13 protein-coding genes are annotated in these 15,894 nt (G+C 67.3%); 6 read left to right on the top strand and 7 right to left on the bottom strand.

Annotated features, from left to right (window positions below):
* Window positions 1-404: 404 nt before the first annotated feature.
* Both zapE and LMF57_RS01095 read right to left on the bottom strand, forming a co-directional pair.
* The gene (gene zapE / locus LMF57_RS01100) at window positions 405-1,505 is read right to left on the bottom strand and encodes a cell division protein ZapE (RefSeq protein ID WP_025875783.1); all 1,101 of its coding nucleotides are present in this window, start codon (window positions 1,503-1,505) and stop codon (window positions 405-407) included.
* Window positions 1,502-2,173 (bottom strand): alpha/beta fold hydrolase, encoded by a 672-nt coding sequence (locus LMF57_RS01095; protein ID WP_140226052.1) that lies wholly within the window; start codon window positions 2,171-2,173, stop codon window positions 1,502-1,504. Before LMF57_RS01095 ends, zapE begins: the two co-directional genes overlap by 4 nt.
* A gap of 43 nt (window positions 2,174-2,216) precedes the next feature.
* On the opposite strand from LMF57_RS01095, the gene LMF57_RS01090 reads away from it, so the two are divergent.
* Window positions 2,217-3,074 (top strand): EamA/RhaT family transporter, encoded by an 858-nt coding sequence (locus tag LMF57_RS01090; protein WP_229290547.1) that lies wholly within the window; start codon window positions 2,217-2,219, stop codon window positions 3,072-3,074.
* Window positions 3,075-3,230: 156 nt separating this feature from the next.
* On the top strand, window positions 3,231-3,608 hold the full coding sequence (locus LMF57_RS01085) for a DUF3011 domain-containing protein (RefSeq protein WP_229290546.1): 378 nt from the start codon (window positions 3,231-3,233) through the stop codon (window positions 3,606-3,608).
* Between the two features lie 47 nt (window positions 3,609-3,655).
* Here the strand turns inward: LMF57_RS01085 and LMF57_RS01080 are convergent, their stop codons facing one another.
* The 3 genes from LMF57_RS01080 to LMF57_RS01070 all read right to left on the bottom strand — a co-directional run bounded on the left by LMF57_RS01080 (window position 3,656) and on the right by LMF57_RS01070 (window position 6,770).
* Window positions 3,656-5,095, bottom strand: a complete 1,440-nt coding sequence (locus tag LMF57_RS01080) for an ExeM/NucH family extracellular endonuclease (RefSeq protein ID WP_229290545.1) — start codon at window positions 5,093-5,095, stop codon at window positions 3,656-3,658.
* A 342-nt stretch (window positions 5,096-5,437) separates the two neighbouring features.
* Entirely contained in the window at window positions 5,438-5,956 is a 519-nt protein-coding gene (locus LMF57_RS01075; protein ID WP_025875793.1) for a c-type cytochrome, read from the bottom strand.
* A 205-nt stretch (window positions 5,957-6,161) separates the two neighbouring features.
* Window positions 6,162-6,770 (bottom strand): TetR/AcrR family transcriptional regulator, encoded by a 609-nt coding sequence (locus LMF57_RS01070; protein WP_229290544.1) that lies wholly within the window; start codon window positions 6,768-6,770, stop codon window positions 6,162-6,164.
* A 159-nt stretch (window positions 6,771-6,929) separates the two neighbouring features.
* On the opposite strand from LMF57_RS01070, the gene LMF57_RS01065 reads away from it, so the two are divergent.
* The 3 genes from LMF57_RS01065 to LMF57_RS01055 are packed head-to-tail and all read left to right on the top strand — an operon-like array spanning window position 6,930 to window position 11,721.
* Window positions 6,930-8,093 (top strand): isovaleryl-CoA dehydrogenase, encoded by a 1,164-nt coding sequence (locus tag LMF57_RS01065; RefSeq protein ID WP_025875795.1) that lies wholly within the window; start codon window positions 6,930-6,932, stop codon window positions 8,091-8,093.
* Window positions 8,094-8,101: 8 nt separating this feature from the next.
* Window positions 8,102-9,712 carry a carboxyl transferase domain-containing protein gene (locus LMF57_RS01060; protein ID WP_229290543.1) on the top strand — a complete coding sequence of 537 codons (1,611 nt, stop codon included), beginning with the start codon at window positions 8,102-8,104 and terminating at the stop codon, window positions 9,710-9,712.
* A 26-nt stretch (window positions 9,713-9,738) separates the two neighbouring features.
* On the top strand, window positions 9,739-11,721 hold the full coding sequence (locus LMF57_RS01055) for an acetyl/propionyl/methylcrotonyl-CoA carboxylase subunit alpha (RefSeq protein WP_229290542.1): 1,983 nt from the start codon (window positions 9,739-9,741) through the stop codon (window positions 11,719-11,721).
* A gap of 44 nt (window positions 11,722-11,765) precedes the next feature.
* Here the strand turns inward: LMF57_RS01055 and LMF57_RS01050 are convergent, their stop codons facing one another.
* Window positions 11,766-12,914, bottom strand: a complete 1,149-nt coding sequence (locus LMF57_RS01050; protein ID WP_229290541.1) for a putative peptide maturation dehydrogenase — start codon at window positions 12,912-12,914, stop codon at window positions 11,766-11,768.
* Window positions 12,915-13,088: 174 nt separating this feature from the next.
* Between LMF57_RS01050 and LMF57_RS01045 the strand changes: the two genes are divergently transcribed.
* Window positions 13,089-13,385, top strand: coding sequence for an NHLP-related RiPP peptide (locus tag LMF57_RS01045; protein ID WP_117311822.1), 297 nt, complete (start codon window positions 13,089-13,091; stop codon window positions 13,383-13,385).
* Between the two features lie 8 nt (window positions 13,386-13,393).
* On the opposite strand, the gene LMF57_RS01040 is transcribed toward LMF57_RS01045, so the two are convergent.
* Entirely contained in the window at window positions 13,394-15,889 is a 2,496-nt protein-coding gene (locus LMF57_RS01040) for a putative peptide modification system cyclase (protein WP_229290540.1), read from the bottom strand.
* Between the last annotated feature and the right edge of the window lie 5 nt (window positions 15,890-15,894).

Here is a 15,894-nt window from a genome sequence, read left to right as displayed (position 1 = left end):
CGTGGACTTGGCGACCTGGGGGTCGCCGCAACCGACAGCCACAAGATAGTGGGGGTAGTGGGGTCCGTCAACGCCAAATGTAGTGAAATTCGGCAATCCCTTGCGCCGCAAGGATCGTGCCATCGGCGCCCGGTTTGGACGCTTTGGACCTGCTGGAACGGGCTGCGCAGTCAAGCCCGAAACACGTCATCGCGGTGGCAATCAGCGCCCCACCAGCGGAACGATGACAGCTTCACATGACAGGACCACGCAGGCGAGGGACAAGTCTGTGGATAGGTGGTGGGCAGACAGTGGGCAGCCGGTGGACGGGGCAGCATCAGGTAGTGCCGGCCGCTGGCCGGCAGCCCATGACCTGCGGAAGCACCAGGCGGATGCAGGCCAGCGGCCGGCATCCGCCCCGGTTGTCACGCCCGGTGCGGGGTACCCAGGTACTCGGCGCTCTGCATTTCGATCAGGCGCGAGGCCGTACGCTCGAACGCGCCCTGCAGCCGGGTACCGGTGTACAGCTCGACCGGCGAGGTGCTGGCGGTGCAGACCAGGTTGACGTGGCGGTCGTACAGCTCGTCGATCAGGTTGACGAAGCGGCGCGCGGCGTCCTCGTTCAGGCGATCGAAGGCCGGAATGCCCCCCAGCAGCACGGTGTTGAACTCGTGCGCGATCTCGATGTAGTCCGACGGCCCGCGCGGGCCTTCGCACAGGGCGGCGAAGTCGAACCAGGCAATGCTCTTGCCGCGCGCGCGAACCGGAATCTTGCGGCTCTCGATTTCGATGTTGCCCGCCTTGGCCGGCTGGCCGCCGCTCAGCTCGCCCCAGCGCGTGGCCAGCCAGGTGTCACTGTCGGCGGCCAGCGGCGCGCGGTACACCGGCGAACGGGTCAGCGCGCGCATGCGGTAGTCCTCGGTGCCTTCGGCGTACAGCTCCACGCAGTAGCGCTGCAGCAGGCCGATGGCCGGCATGAAGCTCTCGCGCTGCAGGCCGTTGAGGTACAGGTTTTCCACCGCCGTGTTGGAGGTGGTGACCAGGGTCACGCCCTCGGCGAACATCCGCTCCAGCAGGCGCGCCAGCAGCATGGCATCGCCGATGTCGGTGACGAAGAATTCGTCCAGCACCAGCACGCGCAGGTTGCTGCGCCATTCCTGGGCGATCTTCGCCAGCGGGTCGCTCTGGCCCTGGTGCTCGCGCAGGCGCTCATGCACGCTGCGCATGAACCGATGGAAGTGGGTGCGGTACTTCTGCTTGATCGGCAGTCCGTCGTAGAACAGGTCGACCAGGAAGGTCTTGCCGCGGCCGACGCCGCCCCAGAAGTACAGGCCCTTGACCGGCTCGGGCTTCTTCCAGAACGAGGACAAGCGGTCCAGCCAGCCGTCCTCGGCGCTGTCCACCAGGGCCAGATGGATCCGGTCCAGCTCGGCCAGGGCCGCATGCTGGGCCGGGTCGTTCTGCCAATCGCCGCGTTCCACCCCGGCCGCATAACGCTGCGTCGGGGTCAGTTCCACCTCGCTCATGCCGCCGTGCCCAGCCAATGCTTGACGCCGTGGGTGAGCGCGCCGCGCAGGTCGATCAGCTTGCGGTGGAAGAAGTGGCTGGTTTCGGGCATGCGCACCAGTTCATGCGGGGCATCGAGGGTGTCCAGCCACTGGTACACGGCCTGCGGGTCGACGATTTCATCCTGCTCGCCCTGGATCACCAGCCAGCGGGCCGGCGGCGTGATGCCATCGAAGTCCCAACGGCCCGCCGGCGGCGCGATCGAGATCAGCGCTTCGGGCTGCAGTTCGGCGGCAGCCTTCAGCGAAACGAATGCGCCGAAGCTGAAACCGGCCAGCCACAGGCGGTCGTCCGGGCGCTGCTGGCGCACCCAGGCGGTGACGGCCTTGAGGTCCTCCTGCTCGCCCACGCCATGGTCGAATTCACCGGCAGAGCCGCCGACGCTGCGGAAGTTGAAGCGCACCGTGGCAATGCCCAGCTCGCGCAGGGTGGTGGCGGTCATGGTGACCACCTTGTTGTGCAGGGTGCCGCCTTCGGTGGACAGCGGATGGCAGATGATGGCCACGATCGGCTGCACCGGCACATCGGCCTTGGGCAGGTCGACGAGCACTTCCAGCGGGCCAACCGGGCCCTCCAGTGCAATGCAGGCGGTTTCGCCGGGGGCGACGGGGAACGAGGGCGTGTGCATGGCACCATGATAGCGTCCCCCGCCGCTGCCCTGTGCCCGCCCCATGCTCTACCTGTCCCTGGCCGTGATCTGCAGTGTGCTGGTTTCGGTGTTGTTGAAGCTGGCTGGCCGTCGCCAGCTGGACGTTGCGCAGATGGTGACCTGGAACTACCTGGTGGCGGCGACGATGACGGCGGTGGTGCTGCAGCCGCCACTGGACGCACTGCGCGGACCGCATGCGCCGTGGCTGTCATTGCTGGCGCTGGCGGTGGTGCTGCCCTCGATCTTCCTGGTGCTGGGCCGCGCGGTGGCGGTGGCCGGCATCGTCCGCAGTGACGTGGCGCAGCGCTTGTCGCTGCTGCTGTCGCTGGCGGCGGCGTTCCTGTTCTTCGGGCAGACCGCAACGCCGTGGAAGCTGGTCGGGCTGGGCCTGGGCCTGCTGGCGATGGTGGCCATCAGCCTGCGTCCGCGCGGCCCGGCAGTGGCCGCTTCCGCCGGCGGCTGGGGCTGGCTGCTGGGTGTATGGGCCGGGTTCGCGGTGGTCGACGTGCTGCTCAAGCAGGTGGCGCTGTCGGGCACGCCGTCGATGGCGGCGGTGCTGGCCAGTTTCAGCCTGGCCTTCGTGCTGATGCTGGCGCTGCAGTTGTGGCGGCATTTCAGTGGGCCCAGCCGCCTGGCCTGGCGCAACCTGGGTGCGGGTGCACTGCTGGGCCTGCTCAACGGCGGCAACATTCTTTTCTATGTGCATGCGCACCAGTCGATGCCGGACAGCCCGGCCACCGTGTTCGCCGGCATGAACATCGGCGTGGTGGTGCTGGGTGCGCTGGTTGGCGTATTCGCCTTCGGCGAGCCTATGAGCCGGTGGAACCGCCTCGGACTGGCGCTGGCGGTAGTCGCGATCACCCTGATCGCGCTGGGTTGATGCGCACAGTTCGCGCCGTTGCCGATAGCCGGTGCAGAAGATTCCGATCCTGCTGCGCATTTCGATTGATACGTTGACGCCGCTCACAGTGCCGTTCCGCCGTGATGGGCACTCCGCTGCCTAGACTCGAACGGACCTGCATCTGGAGAGACGGTGATGAAACACGTGTGCGCTTTCATGCTGCTGACCGCCACCCTGACCGGTTGCAGCAGCATCGGAGGCTATCCCGATTTCAGCGGCGGCATCGGCTATCCATCACATGAACCAGCCTATCCGCGCCATCCCGCCTATCCGCCCCCCGTACAGACCCATCGCGGCGATGCAAGCTCGGAAGTGGTGAGCTGCAGCAGCCGCGACCAGCGTCGCGCGCATTGCCATGTACAGGTCTCACAGAAGGACAGCGTGTACCTGATCAACCGCGAGTCACGTGCCTCCTGCCTGCAGGGACGCGACTGGGGCGTGGACCGCGGCACGATATGGGTCGACAACGGCTGCCGTGCAACCTTCCGCATCGAGCGCTACTACTGGCGATGAGCAGCAGGCCGTCCGGCCGGTCCGCACAGGGCCGGCCGGGCACCCACTCAGCGATCGAAGCCCAGCAGCAGCGGGTCGTGGTCGGAGCTGCGCCATGGGCCCTGCACGTTGCGGCCCTGGTAACCGCTGGCGTCCTGCTCGTCGGCATTGCTGTGCCACTCGGCGGCGCCGGCGAGGCGCTTGGCCATGGTCGGGCTGAGCAGCGCGTGATCGAGGCGGCCGGTGTAGCCGTTGTAGACGTAGCTGTAGGGCTGTTCGACCTTGGCCACCTTGAAGGCATCCTGCCAGCCGAGGTCGTGCAGGGTGCGGATCGGATCCTCCATGGCGTAGGCGTTGAAATCGCCCATCAGCACCACGTCCTTCACCTTCAGGCGCGCGGCTTCGGCCTGCACCCAGGAGTTGAGCTGCCGGGCCGATTCCACGCGGGTGGCGTTCCAGCAGCCCTGCCCGTCATTGCGGTCGGCGTCGGCGCCGCTGGCATCGCGGCAGCCCTTGGACTTGAAGTGGTTGGCAACCACCATGAACGGCCCGCCCTTGCCCTGGAAGGCCTGTGCCAGCGGCGCACGGCTGTGTTCGACGAAGGGGCCGTCGAGCTTGGTCAGCGGCGTGCCGAGCGGCTTGAATTCACTCTTGCGGTAGATGATGCCGACGCGGATCGGATTGCTGCCGGGGCCTTGGCCGGCATCGACAAACGCCCACTGTTTGTCTGCGGCGAGGCCGGCATTGAGCGCATCCACCAGTTCGGCGATGGCCGACTGCGGGCCGTAACCGTCGTTCTCCAGTTCCATCAGCGCGGCGATGTCGGCGCCCAGCGCGTTGACGGTGGCGACCAGCTTGCCGACCTGCGCCTTGTGCTCGTCCAGCGTGCGCGCGCCGCGCAGGGTCGGGAACCCACCGCCCTTGCCATCACCATTGAAGAAATTCTCCAGGTTGAACGCAGCGATGTGCAGGCGGCCGGGTACGCTCGGCACGGCCGGGCGCTGCAGGTCCGGCAGCTTCAATACACCATCCACCTGCAGGCTGGGCCGGCCCTGCGCGTCCACGCGCACGGTGCCTTCCACGTTGCGCAGCTGCATGCCGGTACGCAGCACCGGGTTGCCCGGCAGGTAGGCGACGCTGGCCGGATCACGCGCATCGCTGCCATCGTCCAGCAGCAGGCGGCGGCGCTGGTTGTCGGCCATCACCTGTTCGATCCCGGCACTGCCGGGCGCGGCCACTTCGGTCGGCTGCCACAGGCGGCCATCGAAGGCGACGGTGAGCTGGCCGAAGCGTTCCACGCCATCGGTGCCGGCCACGGTGAGCGGCGCGGCGATGCGCACGTGCTGCCCATCCAGTGCACGCCAGTCGGCCGGCGCGGCGGCCAGGGTGACAGCGGCTGGGCTGCGTGGCGCAGGCGCCGAGGTCGGCGCAACCTGTGGCTGGGCCTGGGCGAAAGCGGATGCCGGCATCAGCAGGGACAGGGCAAGGGCGAGGGAACGGCGACGCATCGACAGACGACTCCACGGAAGAGGCGCACAGACTAACCCCGAAATGCGAAACCCCGCCTGCGCAGCGGGTTCCGGCCTTGGTGGGCAAAGCCGGGGTAGTGCCGGCCGCTGGCCGGCAACCTCATGACCTTCATGCGATGCGTGGTTGCCGGCCAGCGGCCGGCACTACCAAAGATCATGAGGTTGCCGGCCAGCGGCCGGCACTACCAAAGATCATGAGGCTGCCGGCCAGCGGCCGACACTACCAAAGATCATGAGGCTGCCGGCCAGCGGCCGACACTACCAAAGATCATGAGGCTGCCGGCCAGCGGCCGGCACTACCAGCGGACGCGGCGGCGTCCGCTATTTCAGATTGCCCAGCATCCAGTCCACGGTGGCGTGGATCTGCTCCTCGGTGAGCGCCGGGTTGCCGCCCTTGGGCGGCATGATGCCGCCGTCGGGGCCGGTGTAGCCCTCGATGGCGTGCTTGTAGAGGGTGTCCTTGCCCTGCGCCAGGCGCTTGTCCCAGTGCGAGTGGTCCAGCGTCGGCGCCATGCCCACGCCGGTGGTATGGCAGGCGGTGCACAGGTTGTCGAAGATCACCTTGCCGTCCTTGGTACCGCCGTAGGCCACCTGCGAGGCGGCCTTGGCCAGCGCTGCGGCCTTGGCCGCGGCCTGCGCGGCGGCGCCGGTGCTGCCGGCGTATACCGCGCCAGTGGGCGAGATGCGCTGTTCAGTGCGTTTGGCGGCGGTGGGCGACACCTCGGGCGGAATCCGGGTGTGGATGAACGCGGCCAGCAGGATCAGACCGAGGGTGATGGCCATCAACAGCGCGATCACCATGGAGAAGCGTTTCAGGAACTCCAGATCGTAATTCCGCACTCTTCGTTACCCCTGGCTGATAGTCGTTGGACCACGGCTGAGCGACTGCGTGATGGGCCGAGTATAGAACGCACGCCGCGCACGACAACAGGCATCACAGCTGGTGCGGCGCAGCATGCGGCCGTGGCCGCGTGCGGGTGGCGCCGGACCGCGCCCGGCGAGCGCGAAGCGCGGCAGAAGCCGCCCGGCACCCGCAACGGCGGCATCACCCTGCGCCAACAGCCCGCAGGCAGAAACTGCAGATGGCCTGGACCAGCGCGTCTTCGTCGCGGTGCGCTTCGCGGCTGGGTGCGGTCGGGCCCACCATCGCTTCGGTGAAGGCACCCACCAGGCAGGCGGCGGCAGCGTGCGCGTCCTGTGCCGGCAGTTCACCGGCCGCCACGCCCTCTTCCACCAGGCGCAGGAACACGTCACCGAAGGCACGGCGGCCGCGCATGCGCTCGGCTTCCACGTCCGGGTCCACCGGTTCGACGATGAAGGCATGGGCCAGGCCCGGGCCGGCCAGGGCACGGCGCACGAAGGCGGTGATGGCCTGGCGCAGGCGCACGCTGGCCGGCTGCGGCGCACTGGCGATGCGCTCCATGATCGCCACCTCATGGGCCACGGCAGCGTTGAGCACTTCCACGAACAGCTCGGCCTTGGACGGGAAGTGGCGGTAGATCAGGCCGGTGGAGACCCCGGCCTGGGTGGCCACGGCGGTTACCGGCGCGTTGCGCCAGCCGCCGGTGGCGACCAGTTCGCGGGTGGCCAGCAGGATCCGTTCACGGGCCCCGGCCAGGCGTTCTTCCATCAATGCTGAGCGTTTGTAGGCCATGTTCTGAGTCTGGTTTCAATTTTTGAATTTGTATTCACTTCTTACCCGAACCCCGCTACGCTGGGGTCCAATCGCCCGCGCGGGCCGCTGCTGTGAACAGCCGCCCGCTTCCCCTTCCGGGTGCGTCCATTCCCCACCTTCCCTCGTGGAGCCATCGCAATGCACGTCCCATCCCTGAACTTCGACCTCGGCGAAGATATCGACCTGCTGCGCCAGAGCGTGGCCCATTTTGCCGCTGCCGAGATCGCGCCGCTCGCGGCCGAGGCCGATGCAACCAACCAGTTCCCGTTGGCACTATGGCCCAAGTTGGGCGAACAGGGCCTGCTGGGCCTGACCGTGGAAGAAGAATACGGCGGCACCGGCATGGGCTACCTGGCCCACGTGGTGGCGATGGAAGAAATCTCCCGCGCCTCCGGCGGCATCGCCCTGTCCTACGGCGCGCACTCGAACCTGTGCGTGAACCAGTTGCGCAAGAACGGCACCGAAGCGCAGAAGCAGCGCTTCCTGCCGGACCTGTGCAGCGGCGCCAAGGTCGGCGCGCTGGCGATGAGCGAACCGGGTGCGGGTTCGGACGTGGTGTCGATGAAGCTGCGCGCGGACAAGCGCGGCGACCGCTACGTGCTCAACGGCAACAAGATGTGGATCACCAACGGCCCCGACGCCGACGTGCTGGTGGTGTACGCCAAGACCGATGTCGAAGCCGGCGCCAAGGGCATCACCGCGTTCCTGGTCGAGAAGGGCATGAAGGGCTTCTCCACCGCGCAGAAGCTGGACAAGCTGGGCATGCGCTCCTCGCCCACCTGCGAACTGGTGTTCCAGGACTGCGAGATTCCCGAAGAAAACGTGCTGGGCGCGGTTGGCGGCGGCGTGCGCGTGCTGATGTCCGGCCTGGACTACGAGCGCGTGGTGCTGTCCGGCGGCCCGCTGGGCCTGATGGCTGCAGCCATGGACGTGGTCATGCCGTACGTGCACGAACGCCACCAGTTCGGTGAGCCGATCGGCAGCTTCCAGCTGATCCAGGCCAAGATCGCCGACATGTACGTGGGCCTGGGTGCCTGCCGCGCCTATGTGTATGCCGTGGCGCGCGCCTGCGACCAGGGCCGTACCACCCGCCAGGATGCGGCCGGCGCGATCCTGTACGCCGCCGAGAAGGCCACGTGGCTGACCGGCCAGGCGATCCAGATCCTCGGCGGCAACGGCTACATCAATGAATACCCGACCGGCCGCTTGTGGCGCGACGCCAAGCTGTATGAAATCGGCGCCGGCACCTCGGAGATCCGCCGCATGCTGATCGGCCGCGAACTGTTCCAGCGCACCCTGTAAGGCACCCCATGAGCATCCTAGGCAGCCAGCTGCAACCGGGCAGCGAAACGTTTGAAAGCAACCGCGCGGCGATGCAGGCCGTAGTCGACGACCTGCACGCCACCCTCGCCCGCACCGCCCTGGGTGGAAGCGAGGCGGCGCGGGCCAAGCACACCGCACGCGGCAAGCTGCTGGTGCGTGACCGCATCGATGCGCTGCTCGACCCGGGCAGCGCGTTCCTGGAGATCGCACCGCTAGCCGCGCACGGCATGTATGACGATGCCGTGCCCGCCGCCGGCGTGGTCGCAGGCATCGGCCGGGTGAGCGGCGTGGAGTGCGTGATCGTGGCCAACGATGCCACGGTCAAGGGCGGCACCTATTACCCGGTGACAGTGAAGAAACACCTGCGCGCGCAGGAGATCGCCGAGCAGAACCACCTGCCGTGCATCTACCTGGTCGATTCCGGTGGCGCCTTCCTGCCGCTGCAGGACGAGGTGTTCCCGGACCGCGACCATTTCGGCCGCATCTTCTACAACCAGGCCAATCTCTCCGCGCAGGGCATCCCGCAGATCGCCTGCGTGATGGGCAGCTGCACCGCCGGTGGTGCCTACGTGCCGGCGATGAGCGACGAGACGGTGATCGTGCGCGAGCAGGGCACCATCTTCCTCGGCGGCCCGCCGCTGGTGAAGGCGGCCACCGGTGAAGTGGTGACGGCCGAAGAACTGGGCGGTGCCGACGTGCACACGCGCATTTCCGGTGTGGCCGACCACATGGCCGACAACGACCTGCAGGCGTTGGCACGGGTGCGCGCGATCATCGCCCAGCTCAACTGGCGCAAGCCCGAAGCCGCGATGGCGCTGCAGCCGGTGGAAGAACCGCTGCTGCCCGCGCACGAACTGTACGGGGTGATCCCGGCCGATACGCGCAAGCCCTACGATGTGCGCGAAGTGATCGCGCGACTGGTCGACGGCTCGCGCTTTGACGAGTTCAAGCCGCGCTATGGCGCAACGCTGGTCACCGGCTTCGCCCATCTGCACGGCTATCCGGTCGGCATCATCGCCAACAACGGCATCCTGTTCTCCGAGTCCGCGCTGAAGGGCGCGCACTTCATCGAGCTGTGCACCCAGCGCAACATTCCGCTGGTGTTCCTGCAGAACATCACCGGCTTCATGGTCGGCCGCAAATACGAACAGGGTGGCATCGCCAAGGACGGGGCCAAGCTGGTGATGGCGGTGGCCTGCGCCAAGGTACCCAAGTTCACCGTGGTGATCGGCGGTTCGTTCGGTGCCGGCAACTACGGCATGTGCGGCCGTGCGTACTCGCCCAATTTCCTGTGGATGTGGCCGAACGCACGCATCGGCGTGATGGGCGGCGAACAGGCCGCCAGCGTGCTGGCCACGGTCAAGCGTGATGGCATTAAAGCCAAGGGCGGGCAGTGGCCGGGCGAGGAAGAGGATGCGTTCAAGGCACCGATCCGCGACCAGTTCGAGCAGCAGGGCCACCCGTACTACGCCAGTGCGCGCCTGTGGGACGACGGCGTGATCGATCCGGTCGATACCCGCCGGGTACTGGCCCTGGCCCTGTCGGCCAGCCTCAACGCTCCCCCGCAGCAGACGCGCTTCGGCGTGTTCCGCATGTGACCTGTGCCATGACCGAGTCTGTTGCCATGTTCAGCAAAGTCCTGATCGCCAACCGCGGCGAGATCGCCTGCCGCGTCATCGCCACCTGCCGCCGCCTCGGCATCGCCACCGTGGCGGTGTATTCCGATGCCGACCGCAATGCGCGCCACGTGCGGCTGGCCGACGAAGCCATCCACATCGGCCCGGCGGCCGCGCGCGAGAGCTACCTGCGCAACGATGCCATCCTCGACGCCGCACGCCGCAGCGGCGCGCAGGCCATCCATCCCGGCTACGGCTTCCTGTCCGAGAACGCCGACTTCGCCGACGCCTGCGTGGCGGCCGGCATCGCCTTCATCGGCCCGCCGGCCAGTGCGATCCGCGCGATGGGCGACAAGAGTGCAGCCAAGGCACTGATGGCCAAGGCCGGCGTGCCGTTGACGCCGGGCTACCACGGCGACCAGCAGGCGCCGGACTTCCTGCGTACCCAGGCCGACGGCATCGGCTATCCGGTGCTGATCAAGGCCAGTGCCGGCGGCGGCGGCAAGGGCATGCGCAAGGTCGAGCGCAGCGAGGACTTCGTCGATGCGCTGGCCAGCTGCCAGCGCGAGGCGGCCTCGGCGTTCGGCAACGACCACGTGCTCGTCGAGAAGTATGTCGAGCGCCCGCGCCATATCGAAATCCAGCTATTCGGCGGCGGCCATGGCGAGGCGGTGTATCTGTTCGAGCGCGACTGCTCGGTGCAGCGACGCCACCAGAAGGTGCTGGAAGAAGCACCGGCCCCGGGCATGAGCGCCGACCGCCGCGCCGCGATGGGCAAGGCCGCCGTTGATGCCGCGCGCGCAGTGGGCTACGTCGGTGCCGGCACGGTGGAGTTCATCGCCGGCCCGGACGGCGATTTCTACTTCATGGAAATGAACACCCGCCTGCAGGTTGAACACCCGGTCACCGAGTTCATCACCGGCACCGACCTGGTGGAGTGGCAGCTGCGCGTGGCCGCTGGCCAGCCGCTGCCCAAGCGCCAGGACGAACTGGCCATCCACGGCCACGCTCTCGAAGCGCGCCTGTATGCCGAAGATGCCGACCGCGGCTTCCTGCCCTCCACCGGCACCCTGCGCCGCCTGCGCCTGCCGACCCCATCGGCCAACGTGCGGGTGGACACCGGTGTGGAAGAAGGCGACAGCATCACCCCGTACTACGACCCGATGATCGCCAAGCTGATCGTCTGGGACGTGGACCGCGACGCCGCGCTGCGGCGCATGCGCCAGGCCCTGGCCGACTGCCAGGTGGTGGGCGTGACCACCAATGCCGGTTTCCTGCGGCGCCTGGTGCAGACCGACTCGTTCGCCAACGCCAAGCTGGATACCGCGCTGATCGAACGCGAGCAGGCCGCACTGGCGGTCACCGGTGACGGTGAGCAGGCGCTGTGGGAACTGGCAGCGATCGCTGCGGTGGCAAGCACACCTGCCGCTGCCGCCGATGCACGCGACCCGCATTCACCGTGGCAGGCACAGGATGGCTGGCGGCTGGGCGTGCCTGCCGCGCGCATGGTGCCGCTGCAGCAGGGAGAGCGGACACACACGCTGAAGGTGTGGACCACTGCCGATGGCTGGCGCGTGCAGTGCGGTGACGCAGCGCCGAAACAGGTGGTCGGCCATGCCGATGGCCAGACCCTGTCGGTGCAGATGGACGAGCGTCGTTGGCGGCTGCAGCTGCAGCGCGACGGCGATCAGCTGTATCTGTTCGCCAGCGATGGCCAGCACCGCTTCACCCTGCACGACCCGGTGGGTGAATCCGAGCAGGCCAGCGCCGATGCCGGCAGCCTGCTGGCACCGATGCCCGGCAGGATCGTCGCAACACTGGTGGCGGCGGGCACGCAGGTCAAGCGCGGCACGCCGCTGGTGGTGCTGGAAGCGATGAAGATGGAGCACACCCTGCAGGCACCGGCCGATGGCACGGTGAAGGGCTATCGGGCCAAGGCCGGCGACCAGGTGGGCGACGGCGCGGTGCTGGTGGATTTCGAAGCAGCGTGATGGGGGTGGGCCGGGCGTTGCCCGGCCTACCTGCTGCCACGAGGTCAAGGTTGCAGAGCCGGATTCCCGCGCCAGACCTGCTGCAGCGGGTCGAATTCACTGGTGACCTGCGCGTCCGCGCGCCACCCCAGGCCGCATATCATCACCGGGCTGGCATCGATGCCATCCAGCCCCAGCGCCTTCTCCACGTCGATCTCGTTGATCGCCGCGGTCACATAAGCGGCCAGTCCAAGCTCGGTGGCTGACAGCATCCATTGTTGCGACAGGTGCCCCGCATCAATCAGCACCGCCCGGTAGGCCTTTGGATGGTGGCGGTATTTCCAGAAGCTGCGTGGGAAGCGTGCCACCTGGATGAGGTGCAGCGGGGCGTCGGCGAACCAGTCCTGCCCGGAAACAAAACCCAGCATCAAGGTGCGCAGGTCGTCGGTGGCAACGGCGACCGGTCGCAACGCGTGTTCCAGCGGATGGTAGTGATAGACGCCCGGCGCAAGACCGTCGACAGCCAGGGCGACCACATAGGTTTCCAACGGATGCAGGCCGCCGCCGGAAGGAATGTTCTTCTTCAGGAACTCCATGCCATCCCCCGGCCGCAATGCGGCGTGTGCCTGCACGGTCCGCTTGAGTACCTGCGCCAACAGCGGCAGCGCCAACGTGCGCTGCGCGTCGAAGTTTCGGCAGGTTGCACGCTTTCGCAGCAGCTCGTCGCGCGCATCGTCAGGTGTATCGGGCAACATCAAGGGGGCGGTATCGGGCGCATCCACTGCGGCGGGCGGTGCACCGAACCTGGCATGCAGATCCTGCGCCGTGACCAGCTTGTGTTCACGCATCTCACGCGCGCTGTTGATGCCGCCCCAGCGTCCCATCCGGTGCTGCAACGCCGACAGCGGCCACCAGTTGGCGTCGCGCACGCGCTGGTCGCGGTCACGATGCGAAGCCTCACCTGGCTCTTGGCTGATCACCAGACCGATCTCCAGCAGGCGTGCCAGCGCGGCGCCTTCGAGGCCGACCTCTGCAGGTTCCACCCAACGATCCGGCTCGATGCGGCCCAGCACATCGATTTCCTCGATGCTCACCTCCACGGGCGCGTCCAGATGGGCGGCAAGGGCCTGCCAATGCATGCGCGTTACCAGTCCCGCCTGGCCCTGCAGCAGCAGGGAGAGATCCAGCGAGACCTCGCTGCGGGGTTCAAACATCACGATAGCGCAACGTCGGATCTGCATCTTTCATCATCCACCAGTGGAAACCGTAGTATGCGGGTTGCCCACACCCGCCGCGGTACTGTGGAGGCGCTTCTGTGCAATGCACACGTCCCCCTAAATGCCGGGCGCTGGTGGCCGATAACGTAGGTTCAACTCTGGATGATCGACATGGCTACCGACCCCCGCCTTTCCGCTGAAGACGCCGGCGTACTGCTGGACAACCTCATCAACGATGCCGCGTTCCGCGAACGCTTCGCCGAATCACCGTCTCAGGCCCTCTCCAGCATCGGCCTGGACGCCGCCTTGGGTGAGAAGGACTGCATGAAGATCGACTCGCTCGCCTCGGTGGAAGAACTCACCCGCGTTCGTGACGGCCTGCAGAAGCACCTGGCCAGCTCGCTGACCGCGATGAATGTGGTGTTCTGCTTCGAAGCCGGCAAAGTCGACGAGCGCATCGGCGGCTGATTACTGCCTCAGGGCGCGCCGACCGCTTTGGACGGTGCGGCCCAGGTCGATACATCGTGCACGTTCAGCGGCTGCCAGACCTGCATCGCCGTGACCTCAGCAATGGCCTGACCACGGTGACGGGCCAGCCATTCCTGCTCGCGGCGCACGCCGGCGTCATCGCGCTGCGCACGTAACGCATGCAGCAGCACCACGTGTGCCTGCACCGGTTCGCTGCCATCCAGCATCGGCTCGATCAGCGCGCGTGCGGCGTCCGGCCGTTGCCCCTGCAGTTCGCCCATCGCAGCAACCACGCGCATCCATTTACCGACCATCGGGCTGCGCTGAGCGCGCAGCAGCGCCTCGTTGGCATGCAGCCAGGCTTCGGCAACATCGGTCTGTCCCTGCCGCTGAGCCAGATAGACAAGGGCCAGCCACTGCAGGCTGCGGGCCTGCTGCATGGGATCGTCGCGATCTTCCAGCAGCGGCTGCAGCTGCGCTGCGATGGCCTGCAGTTCGGCTTTGTCGCCCGCCGCGCACAACGTGGTCACGCTGGCGTGCTGCAATCGCTGCTGTACCTGCATGTCCGCAAGCTCAGGTGCCGGTGCGTCCGCGCGCACGGCCGCCTGCATCGACGCGCAATCACCTTGGTCGGCAGCCAGCAGCAGCTGTGCACGCAGCCGCATCCGCTGCGCCAGCGCATCTCCGGTGCGCAGCTTCACAAGCAGCTGGCCGGCTTGTACGTAACGGCGCTGCGCCACAAATACATCGACGCCGGTGTCATCGGGATCATCGCGGCCGCGCAGCCCTTGTGCCTGCATCAGCGTTTCGGCGGCCAGCTGCGGTTGGTTGTGGGCGATCTGGATGCGTGCCAACTGCACCATCGGATACAGCCGCAGCGGATCCTGCGGTACGGACGCCGCATGTGCGTAGGATTCGGCTTCGCTGAAACGATTGTCCTGCAACAGAAGCCAGGACGTATTGGACAGCCCGGCGAAGGAATCGGGATAGACCTTGGCCAGCGTCCGCCATTGCTCCAGGGCCCAGCCGCCCGGTTCCAGTTCTTCCTGCCAAGCCTTCAGGTACAGGCGCTCGCGCGGTGGCAGGCGTTCCTGCTGGGCGAGCGCATGCTGCATCGCCTCGCGGGCCTGCCGCCCCTCTTCGGTGCGGGCCAGCAGCTTGGCTACGCCCATGTAGGCCAGCGCGAAACCGGGATCGATGTCGATCGCCGCCTGGTAGAGATTGCGTGCTTCCTCGAAGCGGCGCTGGCCCAGGGCATTCTCGGCCAGGGCATAGGCGCGCAGGGCGCGCAGGTCGCGGGTGGAAGCCTTCGGCAGCGGCAGGGACTGTTCCAGGCTGGCCACCGATTCGCCAAGACCGCGGCGCAGACGACCGACGACATCGTCGACCGCGAACATCATCTGGTCAGGGCCGTCAGCGGCGACGGTGAAGCTGCGCACCACCTGCCCGCTGCCGGGCGCCACCACATCGATTCCCAGCTGATAGCCCCCTGCCTTGGGGCGTACGGTCGGCAGCAGGACCGCTCGTGCGCCTTCGCGCATGGCCACATCGATGGCTGCACCGCGGTTCAAGCGGGTATCGCCGGACAAGCGCGCCATTTCCAGGCTTTCGCGGATCTTGCCTTCGGACAGCACATTCACGTAGCGCGACTGTTCCAGCGCGATCAGTATCGCGTGGCGTGTCGATTCATCGAACACCGGCTCGCCGGTGAAATTCTCAAGGTCGGCCAGCACCACCCAATCGCGTTCTGAGAATGCGATGGCCGGCTCCGGGCGCAACAGAAACCAACCACCCACCACCACAGACGCCAGGATCAGGCTCTCCGCCAGCAATACCACCGGCTGCCGCCACAACGGCAGATCACGCCGCGCCTTGGCGTTGGCGCGCGGCGGGCGCAGCGGAGCAAAGCCGATCTCGCCAACTTCAATCACTTCCTGGACGGTCGGCATGCCCTTGAACCGCCAACGCCCGTGCGACTTCCATAGCAAGCGTTGGCCACGCTCGCCCAAGGCATCCGTGGCACGTCGGGTCAGTGACTCGGCAACTGCCGACATCAGGATCTGGCCTGGGCGCGCCAGGGTCATCAGGCGCGCTGCCATCGGCTTGGCCAGGCCTTCGACTTCCATCGACTTGGCGCCGACCTTGACCGCTTCGGGACTGTTTTCCCAGGTCAGCACATCACCCACATGCAGGCCCGCTCGTGCGCGCAGCTCGACCCTGCGTTGTTCGCCCAGTGCCTGCAGGTCGCGCTGGTAATCCAGTGCAAACCCGAGCGCATCCACCGGGCGTTCGAACAGCAGGAACAGACCGTCGGAACGGTCGATCAACTGCCCATTCCAGCGATGCTGCAATACCAGCACCAGACGGTCGTGCTCCTGGAACAGGGTGGCTGCGGCAGCGTCGCCGATACGCTCCACCAGTTGCAGCGAATCACACAGGTCGGTGAACAGCAGCGCCCGCAGCTGGGCGTTATGCGGGGCCGACGTTCCGTTGTCGCCATTCATCGCCA

The organism is Stenotrophomonas sp. SI-NJAU-1 (assembly GCF_020883215.1).
GTDB classification, from domain to species: domain Bacteria; phylum Pseudomonadota; class Gammaproteobacteria; order Xanthomonadales; family Xanthomonadaceae; genus Stenotrophomonas; species Stenotrophomonas indicatrix.
This window is presented reverse-complemented; position numbering and strand designations above follow the sequence as displayed.

What these genes read in the sequence shown, in the direction of transcription:
- zapE (WP_025875783.1), bottom strand. Translation starts at nt 1,505, where the DNA reads ATGAGCGAGGTGGAACTGACCCCGACGCAGCGTTATGCGGCCGGGGTG.
- LMF57_RS01095 (WP_140226052.1), bottom strand. Translation starts at nt 2,173, where the DNA reads ATGCACACGCCCTCGTTCCCCGTCGCCCCCGGCGAAACCGCCTGCATT.
- LMF57_RS01090 (WP_229290547.1), top strand. Translation starts at nt 2,217, where the DNA reads ATGCTCTACCTGTCCCTGGCCGTGATCTGCAGTGTGCTGGTTTCGGTG.
- LMF57_RS01085 (WP_229290546.1), top strand. Translation starts at nt 3,231, where the DNA reads ATGAAACACGTGTGCGCTTTCATGCTGCTGACCGCCACCCTGACCGGT.
- LMF57_RS01080 (WP_229290545.1), bottom strand. Translation starts at nt 5,095, where the DNA reads ATGCGTCGCCGTTCCCTCGCCCTTGCCCTGTCCCTGCTGATGCCGGCA.
- LMF57_RS01070 (WP_229290544.1), bottom strand. Translation starts at nt 6,770, where the DNA reads ATGGCCTACAAACGCTCAGCATTGATGGAAGAACGCCTGGCCGGGGCC.
- LMF57_RS01065 (WP_025875795.1), top strand. Translation starts at nt 6,930, where the DNA reads ATGCACGTCCCATCCCTGAACTTCGACCTCGGCGAAGATATCGACCTG.
- LMF57_RS01060 (WP_229290543.1), top strand. Translation starts at nt 8,102, where the DNA reads ATGAGCATCCTAGGCAGCCAGCTGCAACCGGGCAGCGAAACGTTTGAA.
- LMF57_RS01055 (WP_229290542.1), top strand. Translation starts at nt 9,739, where the DNA reads ATGTTCAGCAAAGTCCTGATCGCCAACCGCGGCGAGATCGCCTGCCGC.
- LMF57_RS01050 (WP_229290541.1), bottom strand. Translation starts at nt 12,914, where the DNA reads ATGTTTGAACCCCGCAGCGAGGTCTCGCTGGATCTCTCCCTGCTGCTG.
- LMF57_RS01045 (WP_117311822.1), top strand. Translation starts at nt 13,089, where the DNA reads ATGGCTACCGACCCCCGCCTTTCCGCTGAAGACGCCGGCGTACTGCTG.
- LMF57_RS01040 (WP_229290540.1), bottom strand. Translation starts at nt 15,889, where the DNA reads ATGAATGGCGACAACGGAACGTCGGCCCCGCATAACGCCCAGCTGCGG.